This is a genomic window from Mycobacterium nebraskense, from assembly GCF_002102255.1.
Taxonomy (GTDB): domain Bacteria; phylum Actinomycetota; class Actinomycetes; order Mycobacteriales; family Mycobacteriaceae; genus Mycobacterium; species Mycobacterium nebraskense.
In genome coordinates this window covers 1-14774 of sequence record NZ_LQPH01000178.1, presented here as the reverse complement: position 1 = coordinate 14774, position 14774 = coordinate 1, and the positions used below count along the sequence as shown (strand labels likewise).

General features: G+C 66.9%; 13 protein-coding genes and 1 tRNA gene. 7 read left to right on the top strand and 7 right to left on the bottom strand.

Features of this window, described 5'->3' with window-relative positions:
* Positions 1 to 90 precede the first annotated feature (90 nt).
* The 3 genes from AWC17_RS29465 to AWC17_RS29455 are packed head-to-tail and all read left to right on the top strand — an operon-like array spanning position 91 to position 1812.
* Positions 91 to 399 carry a hypothetical protein gene (locus tag AWC17_RS29465; protein WP_046186909.1) on the top strand — a complete coding sequence of 103 codons (309 nt, stop codon included), beginning with the start codon at positions 91 to 93 and terminating at the stop codon, positions 397 to 399.
* 59 nt (positions 400 to 458) lie between these two features.
* A complete protein-coding gene (locus AWC17_RS29460; protein WP_046186910.1) occupies positions 459 to 1130 on the top strand; it encodes a GAP family protein in 672 nt (223 codons plus the stop codon).
* A gap of 10 nt (positions 1131 to 1140) precedes the next feature.
* The gene (locus AWC17_RS29455; protein ID WP_046186912.1) at positions 1141 to 1812 is read left to right on the top strand and encodes a GAP family protein; all 672 of its coding nucleotides are present in this window, start codon (positions 1141 to 1143) and stop codon (positions 1810 to 1812) included.
* On the opposite strand, the gene AWC17_RS29450 is transcribed toward AWC17_RS29455, so the two are convergent.
* A complete protein-coding gene (locus tag AWC17_RS29450; protein ID WP_046186913.1) occupies positions 1788 to 2573 on the bottom strand; it encodes a hypothetical protein in 786 nt (261 codons plus the stop codon). The genes AWC17_RS29455 and AWC17_RS29450 overlap by 25 nt on opposite strands.
* Positions 2574 to 2601: 28 nt before the next feature.
* On the opposite strand from AWC17_RS29450, the gene AWC17_RS29445 reads away from it, so the two are divergent.
* Positions 2602 to 4092: a bifunctional phosphatase PAP2/diacylglycerol kinase family protein gene (locus tag AWC17_RS29445; RefSeq protein WP_085165628.1), complete on the top strand. Its 1491-nt coding sequence runs from the start codon at positions 2602 to 2604 to the stop codon at positions 4090 to 4092.
* On the opposite strand, the gene AWC17_RS29440 is transcribed toward AWC17_RS29445, so the two are convergent.
* From AWC17_RS29440 to AWC17_RS29425, 4 genes are all read right to left on the bottom strand, one after another.
* The gene (locus AWC17_RS29440) at positions 4089 to 5480 is read right to left on the bottom strand and encodes an FGGY family carbohydrate kinase (protein WP_085165626.1); all 1392 of its coding nucleotides are present in this window, start codon (positions 5478 to 5480) and stop codon (positions 4089 to 4091) included. The two genes, AWC17_RS29445 and AWC17_RS29440, sit on opposite strands and share 4 nt — an antisense overlap.
* Positions 5477 to 6877, bottom strand: coding sequence for a mannitol dehydrogenase family protein (locus AWC17_RS29435; RefSeq protein ID WP_046186966.1), 1401 nt, complete (start codon positions 6875 to 6877; stop codon positions 5477 to 5479). Before AWC17_RS29435 ends, AWC17_RS29440 begins: the two co-directional genes overlap by 4 nt.
* 76 nt (positions 6878 to 6953) lie before the next feature.
* Positions 6954 to 7298 (bottom strand): DUF732 domain-containing protein, encoded by a 345-nt coding sequence (locus AWC17_RS29430; RefSeq protein ID WP_046186969.1) that lies wholly within the window; start codon positions 7296 to 7298, stop codon positions 6954 to 6956.
* 142 nt (positions 7299 to 7440) lie between these two features.
* Positions 7441 to 7785, bottom strand: coding sequence for a DUF732 domain-containing protein (locus AWC17_RS29425; protein ID WP_046186965.1), 345 nt, complete (start codon positions 7783 to 7785; stop codon positions 7441 to 7443).
* Positions 7786 to 8117: 332 nt separating this feature from the next.
* Between AWC17_RS29425 and AWC17_RS29420 the strand changes: the two genes are divergently transcribed.
* Positions 8118 to 8708, top strand: coding sequence for a hypothetical protein (locus AWC17_RS29420; RefSeq protein WP_085165630.1), 591 nt, complete (start codon positions 8118 to 8120; stop codon positions 8706 to 8708).
* A gap of 244 nt (positions 8709 to 8952) precedes the next feature.
* Here AWC17_RS29420 and AWC17_RS29415 read toward each other — a convergent pair whose 3' ends face one another.
* Positions 8953 to 9774, bottom strand: coding sequence for a L,D-transpeptidase (locus AWC17_RS29415; protein ID WP_046186225.1), 822 nt, complete (start codon positions 9772 to 9774; stop codon positions 8953 to 8955).
* Between the two features lie 487 nt (positions 9775 to 10261).
* Here AWC17_RS29415 and AWC17_RS29410 point away from each other — a divergent pair, with 487 nt between their 5' ends.
* Positions 10262 to 13612 carry an AAA family ATPase gene (locus AWC17_RS29410; RefSeq protein ID WP_052742826.1) on the top strand — a complete coding sequence of 1117 codons (3351 nt, stop codon included), beginning with the start codon at positions 10262 to 10264 and terminating at the stop codon, positions 13610 to 13612.
* 125 nt (positions 13613 to 13737) lie between these two features.
* Here the strand turns inward: AWC17_RS29410 and AWC17_RS29405 are convergent.
* Positions 13738 to 13811 (bottom strand) — tRNA-Gly (locus AWC17_RS29405).
* A gap of 185 nt (positions 13812 to 13996) precedes the next feature.
* On the opposite strand from AWC17_RS29405, the gene AWC17_RS29400 reads away from it, so the two are divergent.
* On the top strand, positions 13997 to 14665 hold the full coding sequence (locus AWC17_RS29400; RefSeq protein ID WP_197083493.1) for a VldE C-terminal domain-containing protein: 669 nt from the start codon (positions 13997 to 13999) through the stop codon (positions 14663 to 14665).
* Positions 14666 to 14774 lie beyond the last annotated feature (109 nt).

Sequence of the window (14774 nt, the reverse complement as noted above, 5' to 3'; positions counted from 1 at the left end):
TCCATCCCGCCAACCGGACTCACACCAGCAAAATCCACACCGACCAGCGTAAGTCCACTTAAGCAGATAAGCAGTACGTATGATCGATCAATGGGGCAGTTCGCGTCCATCGGGTACAACGGCCAACCGGTCCGCAGCCCGTTTCGGGTGGTGCGCCCGCCGCTCACGGTCCTGGTGGACCTGACGGTGCTGTTCCCGCGCGAGCCGCACCGCGCCGGCCGGTATCAGCCCAACGGTCTGCAACTGCACAAGGTCGTCGAGGGGCTGCTCAGCTGCTGGGGCCTCTGCGAGCAGGGCGACTGGTGGGGGCTGGTGACCTATCCGGTCGCCTATGGCTCCGAGCGCAAGACCGTGACGCACTGGGTGCCCGCCTGGACGCTGCGCCGAAAGCCGTTCTGAGGGCGGTGCTTACGCCGGACCCATGCGGCCGGGTCAAGCCAATGCGATGATTGCTGCCCGTGGACGCAAGTTGGGGTTCGGTACTGACCAAGCTCATCGCGCTGGCGGCGGTCATCGCGCTCTCGCCGATCACCGTCATTCCGGCGGTGCTGGTCCTGCACGCGCCGCGGCCGCGGCCGACCAGTCTGGCCTTCCTCACCGGGTGGGTGCTGGGCCTGGCCGCCCTCACCGCCGTGTTCGTCAGCGGCTCGGGCCTGCTCGGCGACCTGCAGAAGGCGCCACCGACGTGGGCGTCCTGGACGCGGGTGGTGCTGGGCTCGGCGCTGATCGCGTTGGGTGCCTTCCACTGGCTGACGCGCCATCGTCACGGTGCCATGCCGCGCTGGATGCGCTCGTTCTCCACGCTGGGCCCACGGCGCGCGGGGGCGACCGGTGCGGTGCTGGTGGTGCTGCGACCCGAGGTGCTGATCCTGTGCGCGGCGGCCGGTTTGGCCATCGGCGGCAGCAGCCTCAACGCGGCCGGCCAGCTGGTGGCCGGCGCGGTGTTTCTCGTGATCGCCGCGTCAACCGTGGCCATCCCGATCTTGGCGTATGCCGGCGCCGGCGAACGCCTCGACGATGCGCTGGAACGCCTCAAAGTCTGGATGGAAGAAAACCACGCCACCCTGCTCGCGATCATCCTCGTCCTGATCGGTTTGATGGTGCTCTACAACGGGATTCATGCCCTGTAGATTGCTGCCCATGGCAGGAAGCTGGGGCACCGTATTAACCGGGCTCGTTCCGCTTGGACTGGTCATCTCGCTCTCACCGCTCACGGTCATCCCGGCGGTGCTGGTGCTGCAGGCGCCGCGGCCGCGGCCGACCGGCCTTGCGTTTCTGGGCGGCTGGCTGCTGAGCCTGGCGGCGCTGACGGCGCTGTCGGTCGCGGCCTCCCACCTGCTCGGTGGCTTGGACAAGTCGCCGCCGCGGTGGTCGTCGTGGTTGCGCGTGGTGCTGGGGTCGGCGCTGATCGTGTACGGCATCTACAAGTGGCTGAACCGGCACGGCCAGGCCGAGTCGCCGGCCTGGATGCGCTCGTTCGCCAGCATCACCCCGGCCCGGGCGGGGGTCACCGGGGCGGTGCTGGCCGTGGTGCGCCCGGACGTGGTGCTCATCTGCATCCCGGCCGGATTGGGCATCGGCACCGCCGGGCTCGGCCTCGTCGGTGACTGGGTGGCCGCCGCGTTCTTCGTCGCCATCGCGGCGTCAAGTGTCGCGATCCCGATACTGGCCTACGCGGCCGCCGGCAGCCGTCTCGACGACACCCTGGCCAGGCTCAAAGACTGGATGGACCGAAACAACGCCGCCCTACTCGCGGCGGTCCTGGTGGTGATCGGTGCGATGGTGCTCTACCACGGGATTGACGCCTTATAGCCCCCGTCGGCCAGGCCGGCGTCCTCCTCGAGCCGGTTGACCGCGCCGAAGGCGTATTCGCGGACCAACTCCCGACCGTAGTCGCGCAGCATGCCCGCGTAGCCCTTCGCCGCCCATTGCCGGCAGTGACGCTCCTCGTGGTGCAGCACCCGATCCAGGTCGAGGCCGCTCTCGACGGGCCTCCCGGCGGCGTCGACGTACCAAGCGTGCCCGGACTCGATGATCCGGCGCAGCCGGTCGGCGGGGTCGATGCCGGCCCCCATGTTGACCATGAAGATGTCGCCCCAGGTGGTGCCGCCCCTTCGGCAGAATTGCCGTTGGATCCAGTTGCCGCCCAGACCCATCAGGATGCCGTTCGGCGTCGCGACCAGGCGCCCGCCGTTGCGGTCGACGAACCTGACGTCGCGCGCGTAGCTCCAGCCATTTGCCTTCTGCCGCCGCATGATTCGCGTGATTTCGGCGGCGCCGTAGGGCGTCGGGGGGAAATCGGTGCGCCACGACCCTTTGGTGCCGTAGCCGGTGCCCGCGTTCAGGATGTAGGCGCTCAGCGCCGCCGCGCGGGCGTCGCTGCCGCTGGTGCCCCGCGGCAGGAGGAAGAAGGATTTGCCGTCGGGATCGTTGATCTCCGCCGTTTTGCCGAGCGCCCGAAAGCTGTCCCGGGTGATCGCGTGCCGGCGGGCGATCTCCGCGACGACGTCCGGGGCCACGCCCCGTCGCGCGGCGTTGTCCCGCCATGCCTCGAAGTAGCCCGGTGCGTCCATGTCCGCCAACCAATTTAGGGTGTAGCGAATGAATAGGCGGCCCGGGCGACGCGCGCGCGGCATCAAACAGATCACCCAGGGGCTGGGCACCCTCGACCGCGAGGTCTTCGAAGCGATCGCCGAGACGGACACCCCGCTGCTGGACACGGTCATGCCACCGCTGACCTGGGCGGCCGACAACTCCAAGCTGTGGTTCGCCATCGCCGCGGTTCTGATGGCCTCAGGAAAGCAAAGCGCCCAGCGTGGCGCGACGCGCGGCGTCGTGACGCTCGCGGCCACCAGCCTGCTCACCAACCAGGTCGCCAAACGCATCCACCGGCGACCGCGTCCCGGGTACGAACTGGTGCCGCTGGTCAGGCAAGTCCGCCGCCGCCCGACGTCGAACTCCTTCCCGTCGGGCCACTCCGCCAGCGCCGCCGCGTTCGCCGTGGGGGTGGGTCTGGAGAATCCGATGCTGGGTTTCGGGCTGGCGCTGCTGGCCGGGTTGGTCGGGCTGTCGCGGGTGGTGACGGGCGCGCACTACCCGGGCGATGTCATCGCCGGGTTCGGCATCGGGGCGGGCATGGCGGTCCTGGGCGGTCGGCTCGTCCCGCCGATCGTCGAAACCGCCCTGCCCAAGACCGAACCGCTCCGGGTCGAGGCGCCCGAACGGCCCGACGGTTCCGGGGTGGTGCTGGTCATCAACCCGGAATCGGGCAGCGGCACCGGGGCCCGCGTCGTCGACGAGGTACGCGACGCGCTGTCGAAGGTGGACATCCGGGAGCTGGGCCCCGACGACGACCCGGAGGAGGTCTTGCGTGACGCCGCCGCGCGGGCCGAGGTGCTTGCGGTCGGCGGCGGCGACGGCACGGTGGCGGCTGCGGCGGGGGTGGCCATCGAGGCCGGGCTGCCGCTGGCCGTGTTTCCCGCCGGAACGTTCAACCACTTCGCGAAGGACATCGGCTGCGACACCGTGGCCAAGACCGTCGACGCGATCCGCCGCGGCAGCGTGGCATGCGTGGACCTGGTGTGCCTCAACGAAAGTCAGATGGTCCTCAACACCGCCAGCGTCGGCGCCTACCCGACCTTCGTGCAGCAGCGGGAGAAGCTGGAGAAACGCATCGGCAAGCCGCTGGCCGGCCTTTACGCAATGCTGCACACGCTGCGCCACGACCAGCCCGTCCGGATCTCCTACGACAACAAGACGTTGTTGACGTCGCTGTTTTTCCTCGGGAACTCGCTGTACCTGCCGACCGGGTTCGCCCCGTCGCGGCGCACCCGCATGGATGACGGGCTGATCGATGTGCGCATGCTCGAAGCGGGACGGCGGTGGTCGCGGACCAGGATCCTGACCGCGCTTGCGCTGGGGCGCCTGGAGCGCAGCCCGCTCTATCACGAGCTGCAGGTGCCGGAGTTCAGCTTCGCCGCGGTCGACGGCCCGACGGTCATCGCGTGTGACGGCGAGGTCGGCGACGAATACGACAAGGCCAGCTTCACCGCTGAGTACCGGGTCCTTCCGGTGTTCCGCCCCTGCGACTAGACCCCCTCGGTCAAGTCCCGCACCCGCGCATAGCGCCCCGGCACCTCGGGCGTCGGGTCGGCGGTGTATTCGTCGGTGCGGGGCGGATTCCACCCCGGCGGTTGCGGTGATCCGCTCAGCGCCCACGCCGCCTGCCGCGCCGCGCCCAACGCGACGTACTGCGCGGGGGCCGGCGCCAGCACGGGTACGCCGAACACCGCGGGGGCGATCTCGCGCAGGGCCCGTGACTGGGCGCCGCCGCCGATCAGCAGGATGCGGCGCGTGACGACGCCGTGCGCGGACAGGTGGGCGAGGCCGTCGGCCAGCGCGCACAGCAGCCCCTCCACCGCGGCCCTGGCCAGGTTGGCCGGCGTCGCGTTTGCGACGCGGAGCCCATGCAGCGCGCCAGATGCGTTGGGGCGGTTAGGTGTTCGCTCACCCTCCAGGTACGGCACCAGGACCAGCCCGGCGCTGCCCGGCGGCGCGGACAGCGCGAGTTCCGACAGCCCATCGTGGTCGACCCCCAACATGGCGGCGGCCGCGTCCAGCACCCGCGCGCCGTTGAGCGTGCACACCAGCGGGAGGTAGTGCCCGGTGCCGTCGGCGAATCCCGCGACGAACCCGGCGTCGTCGCGGACCGGGTCGGCGGTGACCGCGGCCACCACCCCCGACGTCCCGACCGAGACGATGACGTCGCCCTCTTCGGCACCGAGGCCCAGCGCGGCGGCGGCGTTGTCCCCGAGGCCCGCGCCGAACACCGTTGTGCCATTGGTGATGCCGCGCGATGGGCCCAGCACGGTGGGCAGGTGCGGGCGGCGACCACGCATGGCCAGCTCGACAAGGTCGACGCGGTAGTCGCCGCTCGCGGCGTCGTAGTAACCGGTCCCGCTGGCGTCGCTGCGATCGGTGGTCAGCGCCGCGATGTCGGTGTCATCGCGCAGTCGCCACGTCAGCCAGTCGTGCGGCAGGCAGACGCCGGCCGTGCGGTCCGCGTGCCGCGGCTCGTGGTCGGCGAGCCAGCGCAGCTTGGCCACCGTGATCGCGGCCAGCGGCACTACGCCGACGGCCTGGGCCCAGGCCCTCGGGCCGCCGAGTTCGTCGACCAGCGCGCGCGCCGCGTCGGCCGACCGCACGTCGTTCCACAGCAGCGCGGGCCGCACCACCTGGCCCGTCCCGTCGAGGCACACCATGCCGTGTTGCTGCGCGCCGACCGCGATCGCATCGACGCCGTCCAGTCCTCCTGCGGCCGCGATCGCGGCCCGCGCGGCGGCTTCCCATGCCGCCGGGGCTATTTCGGTTCCGTCGGGATGCTCGGCCCGACCCTCGCGGACCGCGTCGCCGGTGGCGGCATCGCAGATCAGCACCTTGCAGGACTGCGTCGACGAGTCGATGCCGGCGACCAGGGTCATTCGTCGGCCCCGATGAGTGCCCGCAACGTGGCGCGCGCGCCGTGGCGGTGCAGCGAGTCCAGCGCCCACAGGTAGGGCTCGAGGAAGCGGGCCTGGTCGACGAGGTCACCGAATACCGCACGGTTGGCGAGGAACGCGGCCGGGTTGTCGCGCTGGGAGCGGGCGATCGGGACGAGCGTGTCGGCGAGCCGGTCCACCACGTGGATCGGTTGGCCGTCTTCGTCGGCGCCTTCGGCGTAACGTGCCCAGCTGGCAACGATCGCCGCGGACAGCCGCACCGGGCCGCCGCGTCGCAGATTGTCGGCAACCACCGGCAGCAGCCACTTCGGGATGCGGTCGGACGAGTCGGCGCACAGCCTGGCCACCGTGTCGCGCACGTAGGCGTTGGCGAAGCGGGGGATGAGTCCATCTTTGAAGTCGGTCAGCCCCGGGACCGGCACGAGGGTCGGCATTGCCTCGGATTCCAGATAGCGGTTCAGGAATTCGGCGATCACCGGGTCCTGGGCGGCCTCGTGCACCAGCCGATACCCGGCCAGGTAGGCGAAGTAGCACAGGCCCTGATGGCCGGCGTTGAGCAGCCGCAGCTTCATCGCCTCGTACGGCGAGACGTCGTCGACCAGCTGGACGCCGGCCTTGTCCAGTGGGGGCCGGCCGTCGGCGAAGTCGTCCTCGAGGACCCACATGGCGAACGGCTCGGCGACCACCGGCCACGCGTCCCGCACACCGAATTCGGAGTCCAGGCGCGCGATCACCTCGGGAGTGGTGACCGGCGTGATGCGGTCGACCATCGAGTTGGGGAATGTGCTGTGTTCCCGGATCCACTGCGCGAGTTCGGGATTGAGCCCTTCGGCGTACGACGTGAACGCGTGCCGGGCCACGTTGCCGTTTTCCACGATGTTGTCGCACGACACGATCGTGGGGGAGGGCAGGCCGCGTTGCCGCCGCCGGTTCAGTCCTTCGGCCACCAACCCGAAGACGTCACTCAGCGGCGGCTGGTAGCCCCCTTCGGTGATGGTGAGCGAGATGATCCGGGTGGCGGGGGCGGCGAGCAGTTCGATGACCGCCTCGGGATCCTCAGGCGCGTAACGAAAGTCGACGATGGAGCCGATGACCCGCGGCTGCCGGGTGCCGTCGGCGTGTTCGAGGATCAACGTGTACAGGTAGTCCTGGGCGCGAAGGACGTCGCGCATGCGCCGGTCGCCCGGTAGCACGCCGACACCGCAGATTCCCCAGTCCCGGGCGAGGCCGACGTTGAGCAGCCTGTCGAGGTACATGGCCTGGTGGGCGCGGTGAAAGCCGCCCACACCGAAATGCGCGATGCCGACGCCGATTTGACTGCGGTCGTAGGCCGGGACGGGGACGCTGAGAGCGCTCAGGTTGCGCGCGCTCAGCTCCATTGAAGCGTCACCTCAGCCTCGGCCGTCGTGGCCGCCTCGTGCCTGCATCACCCCGTGGGGCGAACTTAGCTCACCGCTAAGCGTTAGGGCACAGATCGCGCAAGGCGAAAATCACGACGTCCGCGGCCTGCCGACCGTTGATCCCGCCGGTGCCCTGGTCGGCGTCCGAGCGCTGGATCGCCAGGCCCTCCAGCTGTTGCGGGGAGGCGCCCCAGGAAAGTTGTTGGCACAGGTCCGCGCCCATCTGCAATAAGGCATCGTCGCCGCCGTTGACCGCGTGGATGCCGGCGTTGTGCAGGTCATTGAGAAAGGAAGTCGCGTCGGCCCGGGCTGGGCCGGCCCAGACGATCCCCGCGGCCAGAAGTGGGCCCCCTACGAGGGCTGCGCCCATGAACCGGCCGTAGGGCCGCTGTGCTGCCATCGACATTCTCTCCTTCGTCCCGTGCCCGATGCGGATGATGCACTTTTACACGAAAACACCGTGAAACACGTTGCGGAAGGTGAATCCCGAGGATGAATAGTCGGCAAAGCCCGATGGCCGGCCCGCCCGATGAAGACCGCCGCTATGCGTTCGGGCAGAGATCGCGCGCGGCGTCGATGACGACGTCGTCGGCCTGCTGGGGGGTGATCCCGCTCGCGCCCTGCCTGCTGTCGGACCGCTGCAGCGCCAGGCCCTCGAGCTGTGACGGGGGAGCGCCCCAGGACAGTTGCTGGCAGACGCTCAAGCCCATCTGCACCAGCGCCGCGTCACCGCCGCTGACCGCGTGGATCCCGTCCTTGTGCAGGTCGTTGACGAAGGTGGTCGCGTCAGCCTGTGCCGGACTGGCCAATGCGACTCCGGCCACCAGCATGGGGCCACTTAGTAGCGCCGTCTTGATGAATCGGCCATAGGCCCGCTGTTCCGACACGACTACCCTCCCTCTGCTCGTTCACCTTCCGTTCACCTCTATAAAACCTCTAGGACATGTTGCCTCGCCGAAAATTCCCTGTGAATGAGCTGCGCAAAATTCGAGTCGTTCAGACTAAAAAGCCGCCGCGGCTGGGTGCCGTTCCCACTTCGCGGTCGCGCCCGACTCGTGACGTCCTTGTGACGTCACCATTTGGAAACGGCGCGGTGCGGCGCGTCCGGTGTTTCATGCCGGCTGCAGACAATTGGCTCGGTCATCGAAAGTTGGCTATGCGGTTCTGCTGCACCGGATTGCGAAAATATGTGAGCGCGAATAAAGGAGAGTCGACGCTGATGGCGATCGTCGATCGGTTCAACATCAAAGTAGTTGCCACCCTTGGGTTGTGCGGAGCCGCACTTGCGTTGAGCCCGGATGCGGCAGCCGCTCCCCTGAAGACGGGCGGCTACGCCTGCATACAGGGGCAAGCGGGCGAGGCCGGCGTGCCGTTAGCCGGCGCACCGTTAGCCGGACCGGGAGCCGCCGGTGCCGCCGGCGGAGCGGCGGCCGCGGGCGGAGCGCCGACCGCAGAGGTCTGCACGGCCAGCGCGCCGCTCACCGACATGGCCGGGATCCCACTGGCTGTGCCTGGCCCGCTGCCCATAGGTGCTCCGCTCCCGGTGCCGCTGGGTGGCCCGCTGCCGCTGCCGTTGGGCGCGCCCTTGCCGCTGCCGTTGGGCGCGCCGTTGCCCATCGCTCCGGTGGTGCCGGCCGGTGCCCCGCTGGTCGCCCTTGGTGGGCTGGCGGCCGGTGCCCCCCTCGATGGGATCGCCGGTGCCCCGCTCATCGACATGTCGGGGGTCAAGGACGCGCCGACCGGCCCGGCGCCGACCGGCGGGCCCCAGCCCGGTCAGCCCGTTTCGCCCGGCCCTTCGGGCGCGCACTGAGCCCCATCCCGTCTTGACGGGCCGGACCCGCTGGTTGCGACCAGCGGGTCCGTTCGTATGTGGCGCTCAGTCACTTCAGTCGTCGAGCGTGAAGTTAGTTTCACAGTCGACCGCGAGCGTGAAACCAACTTCACACTCGGCAGAGGGCGAGGGCCGAGCGCAGAGGGGCAGATCGTGTCATCTGATCCCGAAGCTATTGGCAGTGAAAAGCCTTCGCGCTCAGATTAATTCGGTGTGAAGCCCTTTAAGAAGGGGGCCGCTCCCAGAGGTTTTCCTCGACGATGACCGGGTCGCCGACATTGACCGTGTTGTAGTACCACTCGGCGTCTTCGGGGCTGAGGCTGATGCAGCCGTGGCTGACATTCTCCAGCCCCAGTGATCGGACGGCCCACGGGGCGGAATGCACGAAGAGGCCGCGGTTGGTGATTCGGACGGCGTAATCCACGTTGAGCAGGTAACCGTTGGGGTCGTCGACCGGAATGCCGACGCTGCTCGAATCCATAAGCACCGAGCGATCTTTGGACAAGACGGTGTAGTTACCGACCGGCGTCGGGAATTCCGGCCTACCCATCGAAGCCGGCAGCACGCCTTGTTCGCCGAAGTTGGGACGGTGGTGCGGCGCCGGAAGGGGACCCGCATCGACTCCGTCGATGCTCACGGTGAACGTGTGCCGCGAGATGTTGGCGACGCCGATGACCTTCGAACCGGTTTTGAATTCCGTGGACTGGCCGTCCACCGAGAGCGCCACCGTGCTGTGCGCCGGCCAGTAGTGGTTGGGAATCCACTGCACAACGTTGTTGTCGAGCCACTCGAACTTGCCGGTCATCGCGGGCACCGATTTGACTGCGATGGTGCGTTCGGCGGCATGCCGGTCGGCGACGGGCGCCTTGAACGTCACGATCACGGGGTGCGCCACACCCACCGTCGCGCCCCGCGTCGGCAGGACCGACGCGATGGCGAAGTCATGCGGCTGGTTTGCCGCTGCCATGCTGGTGCCAGCCGGCCCCGCAACCACACTCGCAGCGATCCCGACCACCGCAAGAACACACCGAACGACCGCTCGCATGGCTCCGATTCCTTTTAACTGACATAGTTGTAATAGGGATCGTAAAGGTACGTTGACCAGCGGAAGCGCAAGGGCGCGTTAGCATTTGGTCAAGCATCGGTCACGATTCGGCTACGGGGGTTTAGTCCGGCAAATGTGGCCGTGCGCTGGGGATTCAGGGGCGCAGGATCGCGGGCGCACGACGCCGGCCTGCCGAGCGGCTTGTGCTTCCCTCCCAGAACGCGGCCGGTGGTTCCACGGCGTCGCACGTGGCATGTTCCTCCGTCACGGCTGAGCCGCACGCGACCGCTGATGCCCCGATAACTGCGAGCAAAGCGGACGACATCTATGGGCGTGGTACTGCGTCAGCAACGGTTGGAGCGAATACCAGGTTTGGCCGATCGAATCCGCTAAGGCCGAGAGGGTCATCAGCACCGAGTTTGCTGACTATCGCGGGCAATCGTGGAAGACTTGCAGCTACGCAGTAGCGGGGGCGCGGAGGGTCAACGTGGACTTCTACGCTGTGCTCGACCAAGTGCTCGAGCTGGTCGGTAGCCGTGGCCGGGTGTCACACCAAGCGCTGAAGCTCGAGTTCGACCTGGATGAGATGCACTTTCAAGCACTCAAGGAAGAACTCCTCTTCGCGCACGCAGGAACGATTCGCGACGAAGGATCTGGGTTTGCGTGGGTCGGCCAACCACCTGTGATCGGTACAGTGCCGCAGCCGCAGTGTCCGGAAGCTGAACGCCGCCAGCTAACGATGTTGTTCTGCGACCTCGTGGGTTCCACGCCGCTCGCCAGCCAGTTCGATCCCGAAGAGTGGCGCGAGATCATGCGGGCCTATTACGACACCTGCGGCAAGGTGATCGCCCGCTTTGACGGTCACATCGCCCTGTATCTCGGCGACGGGCTGCTCGTCTACTTCGGTTATCCCCTTGCTCACGAAGATGATGCGCAACGGGCTGTCCGTGCGGGACTGGGGATCGTGGAGGCGGTCGGGCAGCTCAACGGCGTCCTCACTGAAAAGCATGGGGTGTCGCTAGCCGTGCGTCTGGGCTGCCACACCGGACTGGTGGTGGTTGGTGACTTGAGCGGGACGGGTCACGACGATATGGCGCTTGGTGAAACGCCGAATATTGCGGCTCGGTTGCAAGGCATCGCCGAACCAAACACGTTGGTAATCGGCGCCTTAACACATCAACTCCTTGGCGGACTCTTCACCTGCCGGTCGTTAGGTAGTCCGCCTCTGAAAGGCGTCGCCGCGCCGCTTGAGGTCTTCCAGGTGCTCTCTGAAAGCACCGCCCGTAGCCGGCTGGAAGCAATTGGCAATACCGACCTGACCCCCCTGGTGGGGCGTGAAACCGAGGTGCGCGAGCTGCAAGATACTTGGGCTCAAGTTGTCGAGGGCCGAGGACAGGTGGTATCGCTCAGTGGTGAGGCTGGGATCGGCAAGTCCCGCCTGGTATGGCATATCAGCGAACATGCCTCCGATGTCGCGTGGCTCATCCCGTTCCAGTGTTCACCCTTTTATCAACACACAGCGCTGCATCCGGTGATCGACGCGCTCGAACGGGTTGCATTGGGATTCGACGGCCACGATTCCCCCACGCAGAAGATGCGCAAGCTCGAAGGTTGGTTGGTCCAGAACGGACAGCAGCTGGCCGATGCGGTGCCGCTGTTCTCGTCCCTGTTGTCGATTCCCCTGACGCCGGAATACACCCCGGTGAGCGCGCCCCCCGATCAGCTGAAACAGCAAACCTTGCAGGCGATCACGACGATCTTGCTCAACCGAGCGGCCCAGCAGCCGCTGCTGTTAGTCATGGAAGATCTGCAATGGGTCGATCCGACTACGATCGAGCTGTTGAGTCTCATCGTCGAGCAGGTGCCGGCGACTCGGATCATGATGTTGCTGACCTACCGACCGGACTTCGAACCACCGTGGGCGCCGCTCACGCACCTCGCCGCGATCACGCTCGGTCGCTTGCCGCCCGATGAGGCCGCCCAGCTGACCAGCCGCGTGGCCGGCGGCAAGATTCTGCCGGCTGAGCTCATGGCCCAGCTGGTAGCCAAGACCGACGGCGTGCCGCTGTTCGTCGAAGAACTCACCAAGATGGTGCTCGAATCGGGGCGGCTCGTCGAGCACGCCGAACACTATGAGCTGACCGGCCCGCTCCCTGAGTTGCCGATCCCCAACACGCTCCACGACTCGCTGACCGCACGCCTGGACCGGTTGTCACCGGTGAAATCGGTTGCTCAGCTGGCAGCGACATTGGGGCGTGACTTCAGCTACGCATTGCTGCGGGCCGTCGCGCCTTGGGACGAAGACACATTGCTACGCGGTTTGCGCCAGCTGACGGATGCAGAGCTCCTGTACCAACAGGGGCTGCCGCCAACGGCAACCTACCGCTTCAAGCACGCCTTAATCCAGGACGCCGCGTACCAATCGCTGTTGAAAAGCACCCGCCAACAGCACCATCAACGCATTGCGCAGACGCTCGAATCCCGGTTCGGTGAAACGGTTTCTACACAACCCGAGCTGCTGGCCCACCACTACACCGAAGCCGGCCTGACCGCGCAAGCCATACCTTACTGGCGAGCCGCCGGACAACGAGCGCTGCAGCGCTATGCCAACCTCGAAGCTGCCACTCACGCGAGGAGGGGCCTGGAATTGCTCAGCACACTGGCTGAGACACCGGAACACGCCCAGCAAGAGCTCTCCCTACAGATCCTGCTTGGCGCAGCCTCGAGTTTCGTCCACGGCCCTCAATCCGTCGAGCACAATTACGCCCGCGCCTGCGAGTTGGCGAGGCAAGTCGGTAGCACCCCAGAATTGTTCCCGGCGCTGTCCGGCTTGCAGTACGCACAAATGGTGCACGGGCGGATGCGCCGTGCGCGAGCGTTGGCAGAGGAGTTCCTGCAACTCGCCCAACAGCAGGATGATCCGCTCATATTAGCGGTGGGACACCGGATGCTGGCCTATACGGCTTGGTGGCAGGGCGATTTGATTGATGTGCGGAATCACAGCCGACAGGGCCTGGCGTTCTACAGTCTCGACCAGCACAGCGCCGGCCTTATCGGCTATAGCCAGGACTCGGGCGTCGTCTGCGGGTATCTCAGTGCGCTGGTCGAGCACGTCTTGGGTTACCCGACGCGAGCGGTGCAGGCCATGGAGCGGACATTGGCGCACGCGCAGGGACTTGGCCATCCAAACAGTGTGGCTATGACGCTCTTGATGTCCGCCCAGTTATCGCAACTGCGCCGGGATCCCGAGCTCGCACGCATGCACGCCGAAGCCGCAATGGCGGTTTCTAGGGAACATGGAATTGATGCGACGGAGCTTTGGTGCCTGCTGCCCCACGGGTGGGCGCTTGCCCAGCAGGGCGAGGTGGCCAAAGGGATCTCGGACATTCGCGAAGGGATAAATCGCCGCCGAGCCTATGGCATAGGTGCCGTGTGGCCGTGGTTCTTGGTCTTGCTGGCAGAGGCGTATGGCGCTGTTGGACAGCTAGGGGAGGGGCTAGCGGCCCTAGAGGAAGCCCTTCAGTGGGTGCAGCAGAACGACGAGCGACTCTACGAGGCGGAGGCGTACCGGATCAGAGGCGAGCTGCTGCTCAAACAGCACGTCCCCGACACGGCCGAAGCCGAACAATGTTTCGAGCGGGGATTGCAGGTCGCGCGGCAACAACAAGCGAAGTCGTGGGAGCTGCGTGCAGCCATGAGCTTGAGTCGCCTGTGGCAGCAGCAGGGAAGGCGCGACGATGCGCGCGAGCTGCTTATGCCCGTATATGACTGGTTCACAGAGGGATTGGATACCGCCGATTTGCAGGATGCCCGCGAGCTCGCGGAAGGCTTGTCCTGACACCAATACATCCGCCAACCTGTCCCTCGGGACCGGGACCGCTCGAACCTGCGAAGCCTTTACGGGACCAAAGGCGCAAGGCACGTCCGGGAACTGGGAGAAATAGTCGCTAGCAGGGCTTTCGGTGGAGCCGATGACGGGAATCGAACCCGCGTATTCAGCTTGGGAAGCTGATGTTCTGCCATTGAACTACATCGGCGCTGTCGCCAACGAAGGCTAGCATCCAGCGTCGGATCCGTCGGGCCAGTGTGCCGGCCCGACGTGACCCAGCCGGCGTCGTCCAACCCGGGCCGCGAAAATGCCCCACGCAACGAATGGGCCGCTCAGCCGCGAATTCCAGCATCCGTGTTTATTCTTTCGTGATCATGTCGTAATGTGCCTTGGGTGGGTCGGCACAGATTAGCCAGAAAGCGGCGCAAGTCGCCCCTGGTCCTGGCAGGAGTGCTGGCCCCTGCTGCGGTGTTCTTCGCGGCGGCAGGCGATGTCGCCCCTTTCGTTCCTCGGCATGACGCCGCACCCGTTATTGGAGACAATTCAGCGTGCTGCTTGGAAATCGTGGCGGCGAAGCCGATTGCGATTGTGCTCGCGTCGGATGTGTCCCGCGGCGACGGCTCGGATTCACCCATGGCCCAGCCCGTCGCCGCATCGAGATACCACACGAGGTCGCGTTTCCTGCCCGCCGGCCTCGCGCCGGAACAGGGCCTCCAGGTGAGAACGATCCTGGCTTCGCGCAGCATCAGCGCCACGTTCCCCGAGATCCACGAAATCGGCGGTGTGCGACCGGATCCGCTGCCCTGGCATCCGCTCGGTCTGGCGCTCGACGTGATGATCCCCGACCCGCAGAGCGCCGAAGGCATCGCCCTGGGCAACGAGATCGTCGCGTACGTGATGAAGAACGCGCGTCGCTTCGGGATCCAGGACGCGATCTGGCGTGGCGTCTACTACACGCCGGGCGGAGCGCAGCCGAGCCGGCTCGGCCACTATGACCACGTCCACGTCACAACCATCGGCGGCGGATACCCCAAGGGCGGGGAAATGTATCTGGCTGACTGAAGGCCAGTCACTCCGCAGCGGATAGGCTCGTCTCAGTGTCAGGGTGAGGTTGCCGCGTGGTGCGGTGGTTGGATCCTGATCACCTGGTGTCTGGCTCGTAGGCTCGGTG

Excerpts from the sequence above, each read along its gene's own strand:
- AWC17_RS29465 (WP_046186909.1), top strand. The coding sequence starts at position 91 with ATGGGGCAGTTCGCGTCCATCGGGTACAACGGCCAACCGGTCCGCAGC.
- AWC17_RS29455 (WP_046186912.1), top strand. The coding sequence starts at position 1,141 with ATGGCAGGAAGCTGGGGCACCGTATTAACCGGGCTCGTTCCGCTTGGA.
- AWC17_RS29450 (WP_046186913.1), bottom strand. The coding sequence starts at position 2,573 with ATGGACGCACCGGGCTACTTCGAGGCATGGCGGGACAACGCCGCGCGA.
- AWC17_RS29445 (WP_085165628.1), top strand. The coding sequence starts at position 2,602 with ATGAATAGGCGGCCCGGGCGACGCGCGCGCGGCATCAAACAGATCACC.
- AWC17_RS29440 (WP_085165626.1), bottom strand. The coding sequence starts at position 5,480 with ATGACCCTGGTCGCCGGCATCGACTCGTCGACGCAGTCCTGCAAGGTG.
- AWC17_RS29435 (WP_046186966.1), bottom strand. The coding sequence starts at position 6,877 with ATGGAGCTGAGCGCGCGCAACCTGAGCGCTCTCAGCGTCCCCGTCCCG.
- AWC17_RS29430 (WP_046186969.1), bottom strand. The coding sequence starts at position 7,298 with ATGGCAGCACAGCGGCCCTACGGCCGGTTCATGGGCGCAGCCCTCGTA.
- AWC17_RS29420 (WP_085165630.1), top strand. The coding sequence starts at position 8,118 with ATGGCGATCGTCGATCGGTTCAACATCAAAGTAGTTGCCACCCTTGGG.
- AWC17_RS29415 (WP_046186225.1), bottom strand. The coding sequence starts at position 9,774 with ATGCGAGCGGTCGTTCGGTGTGTTCTTGCGGTGGTCGGGATCGCTGCG.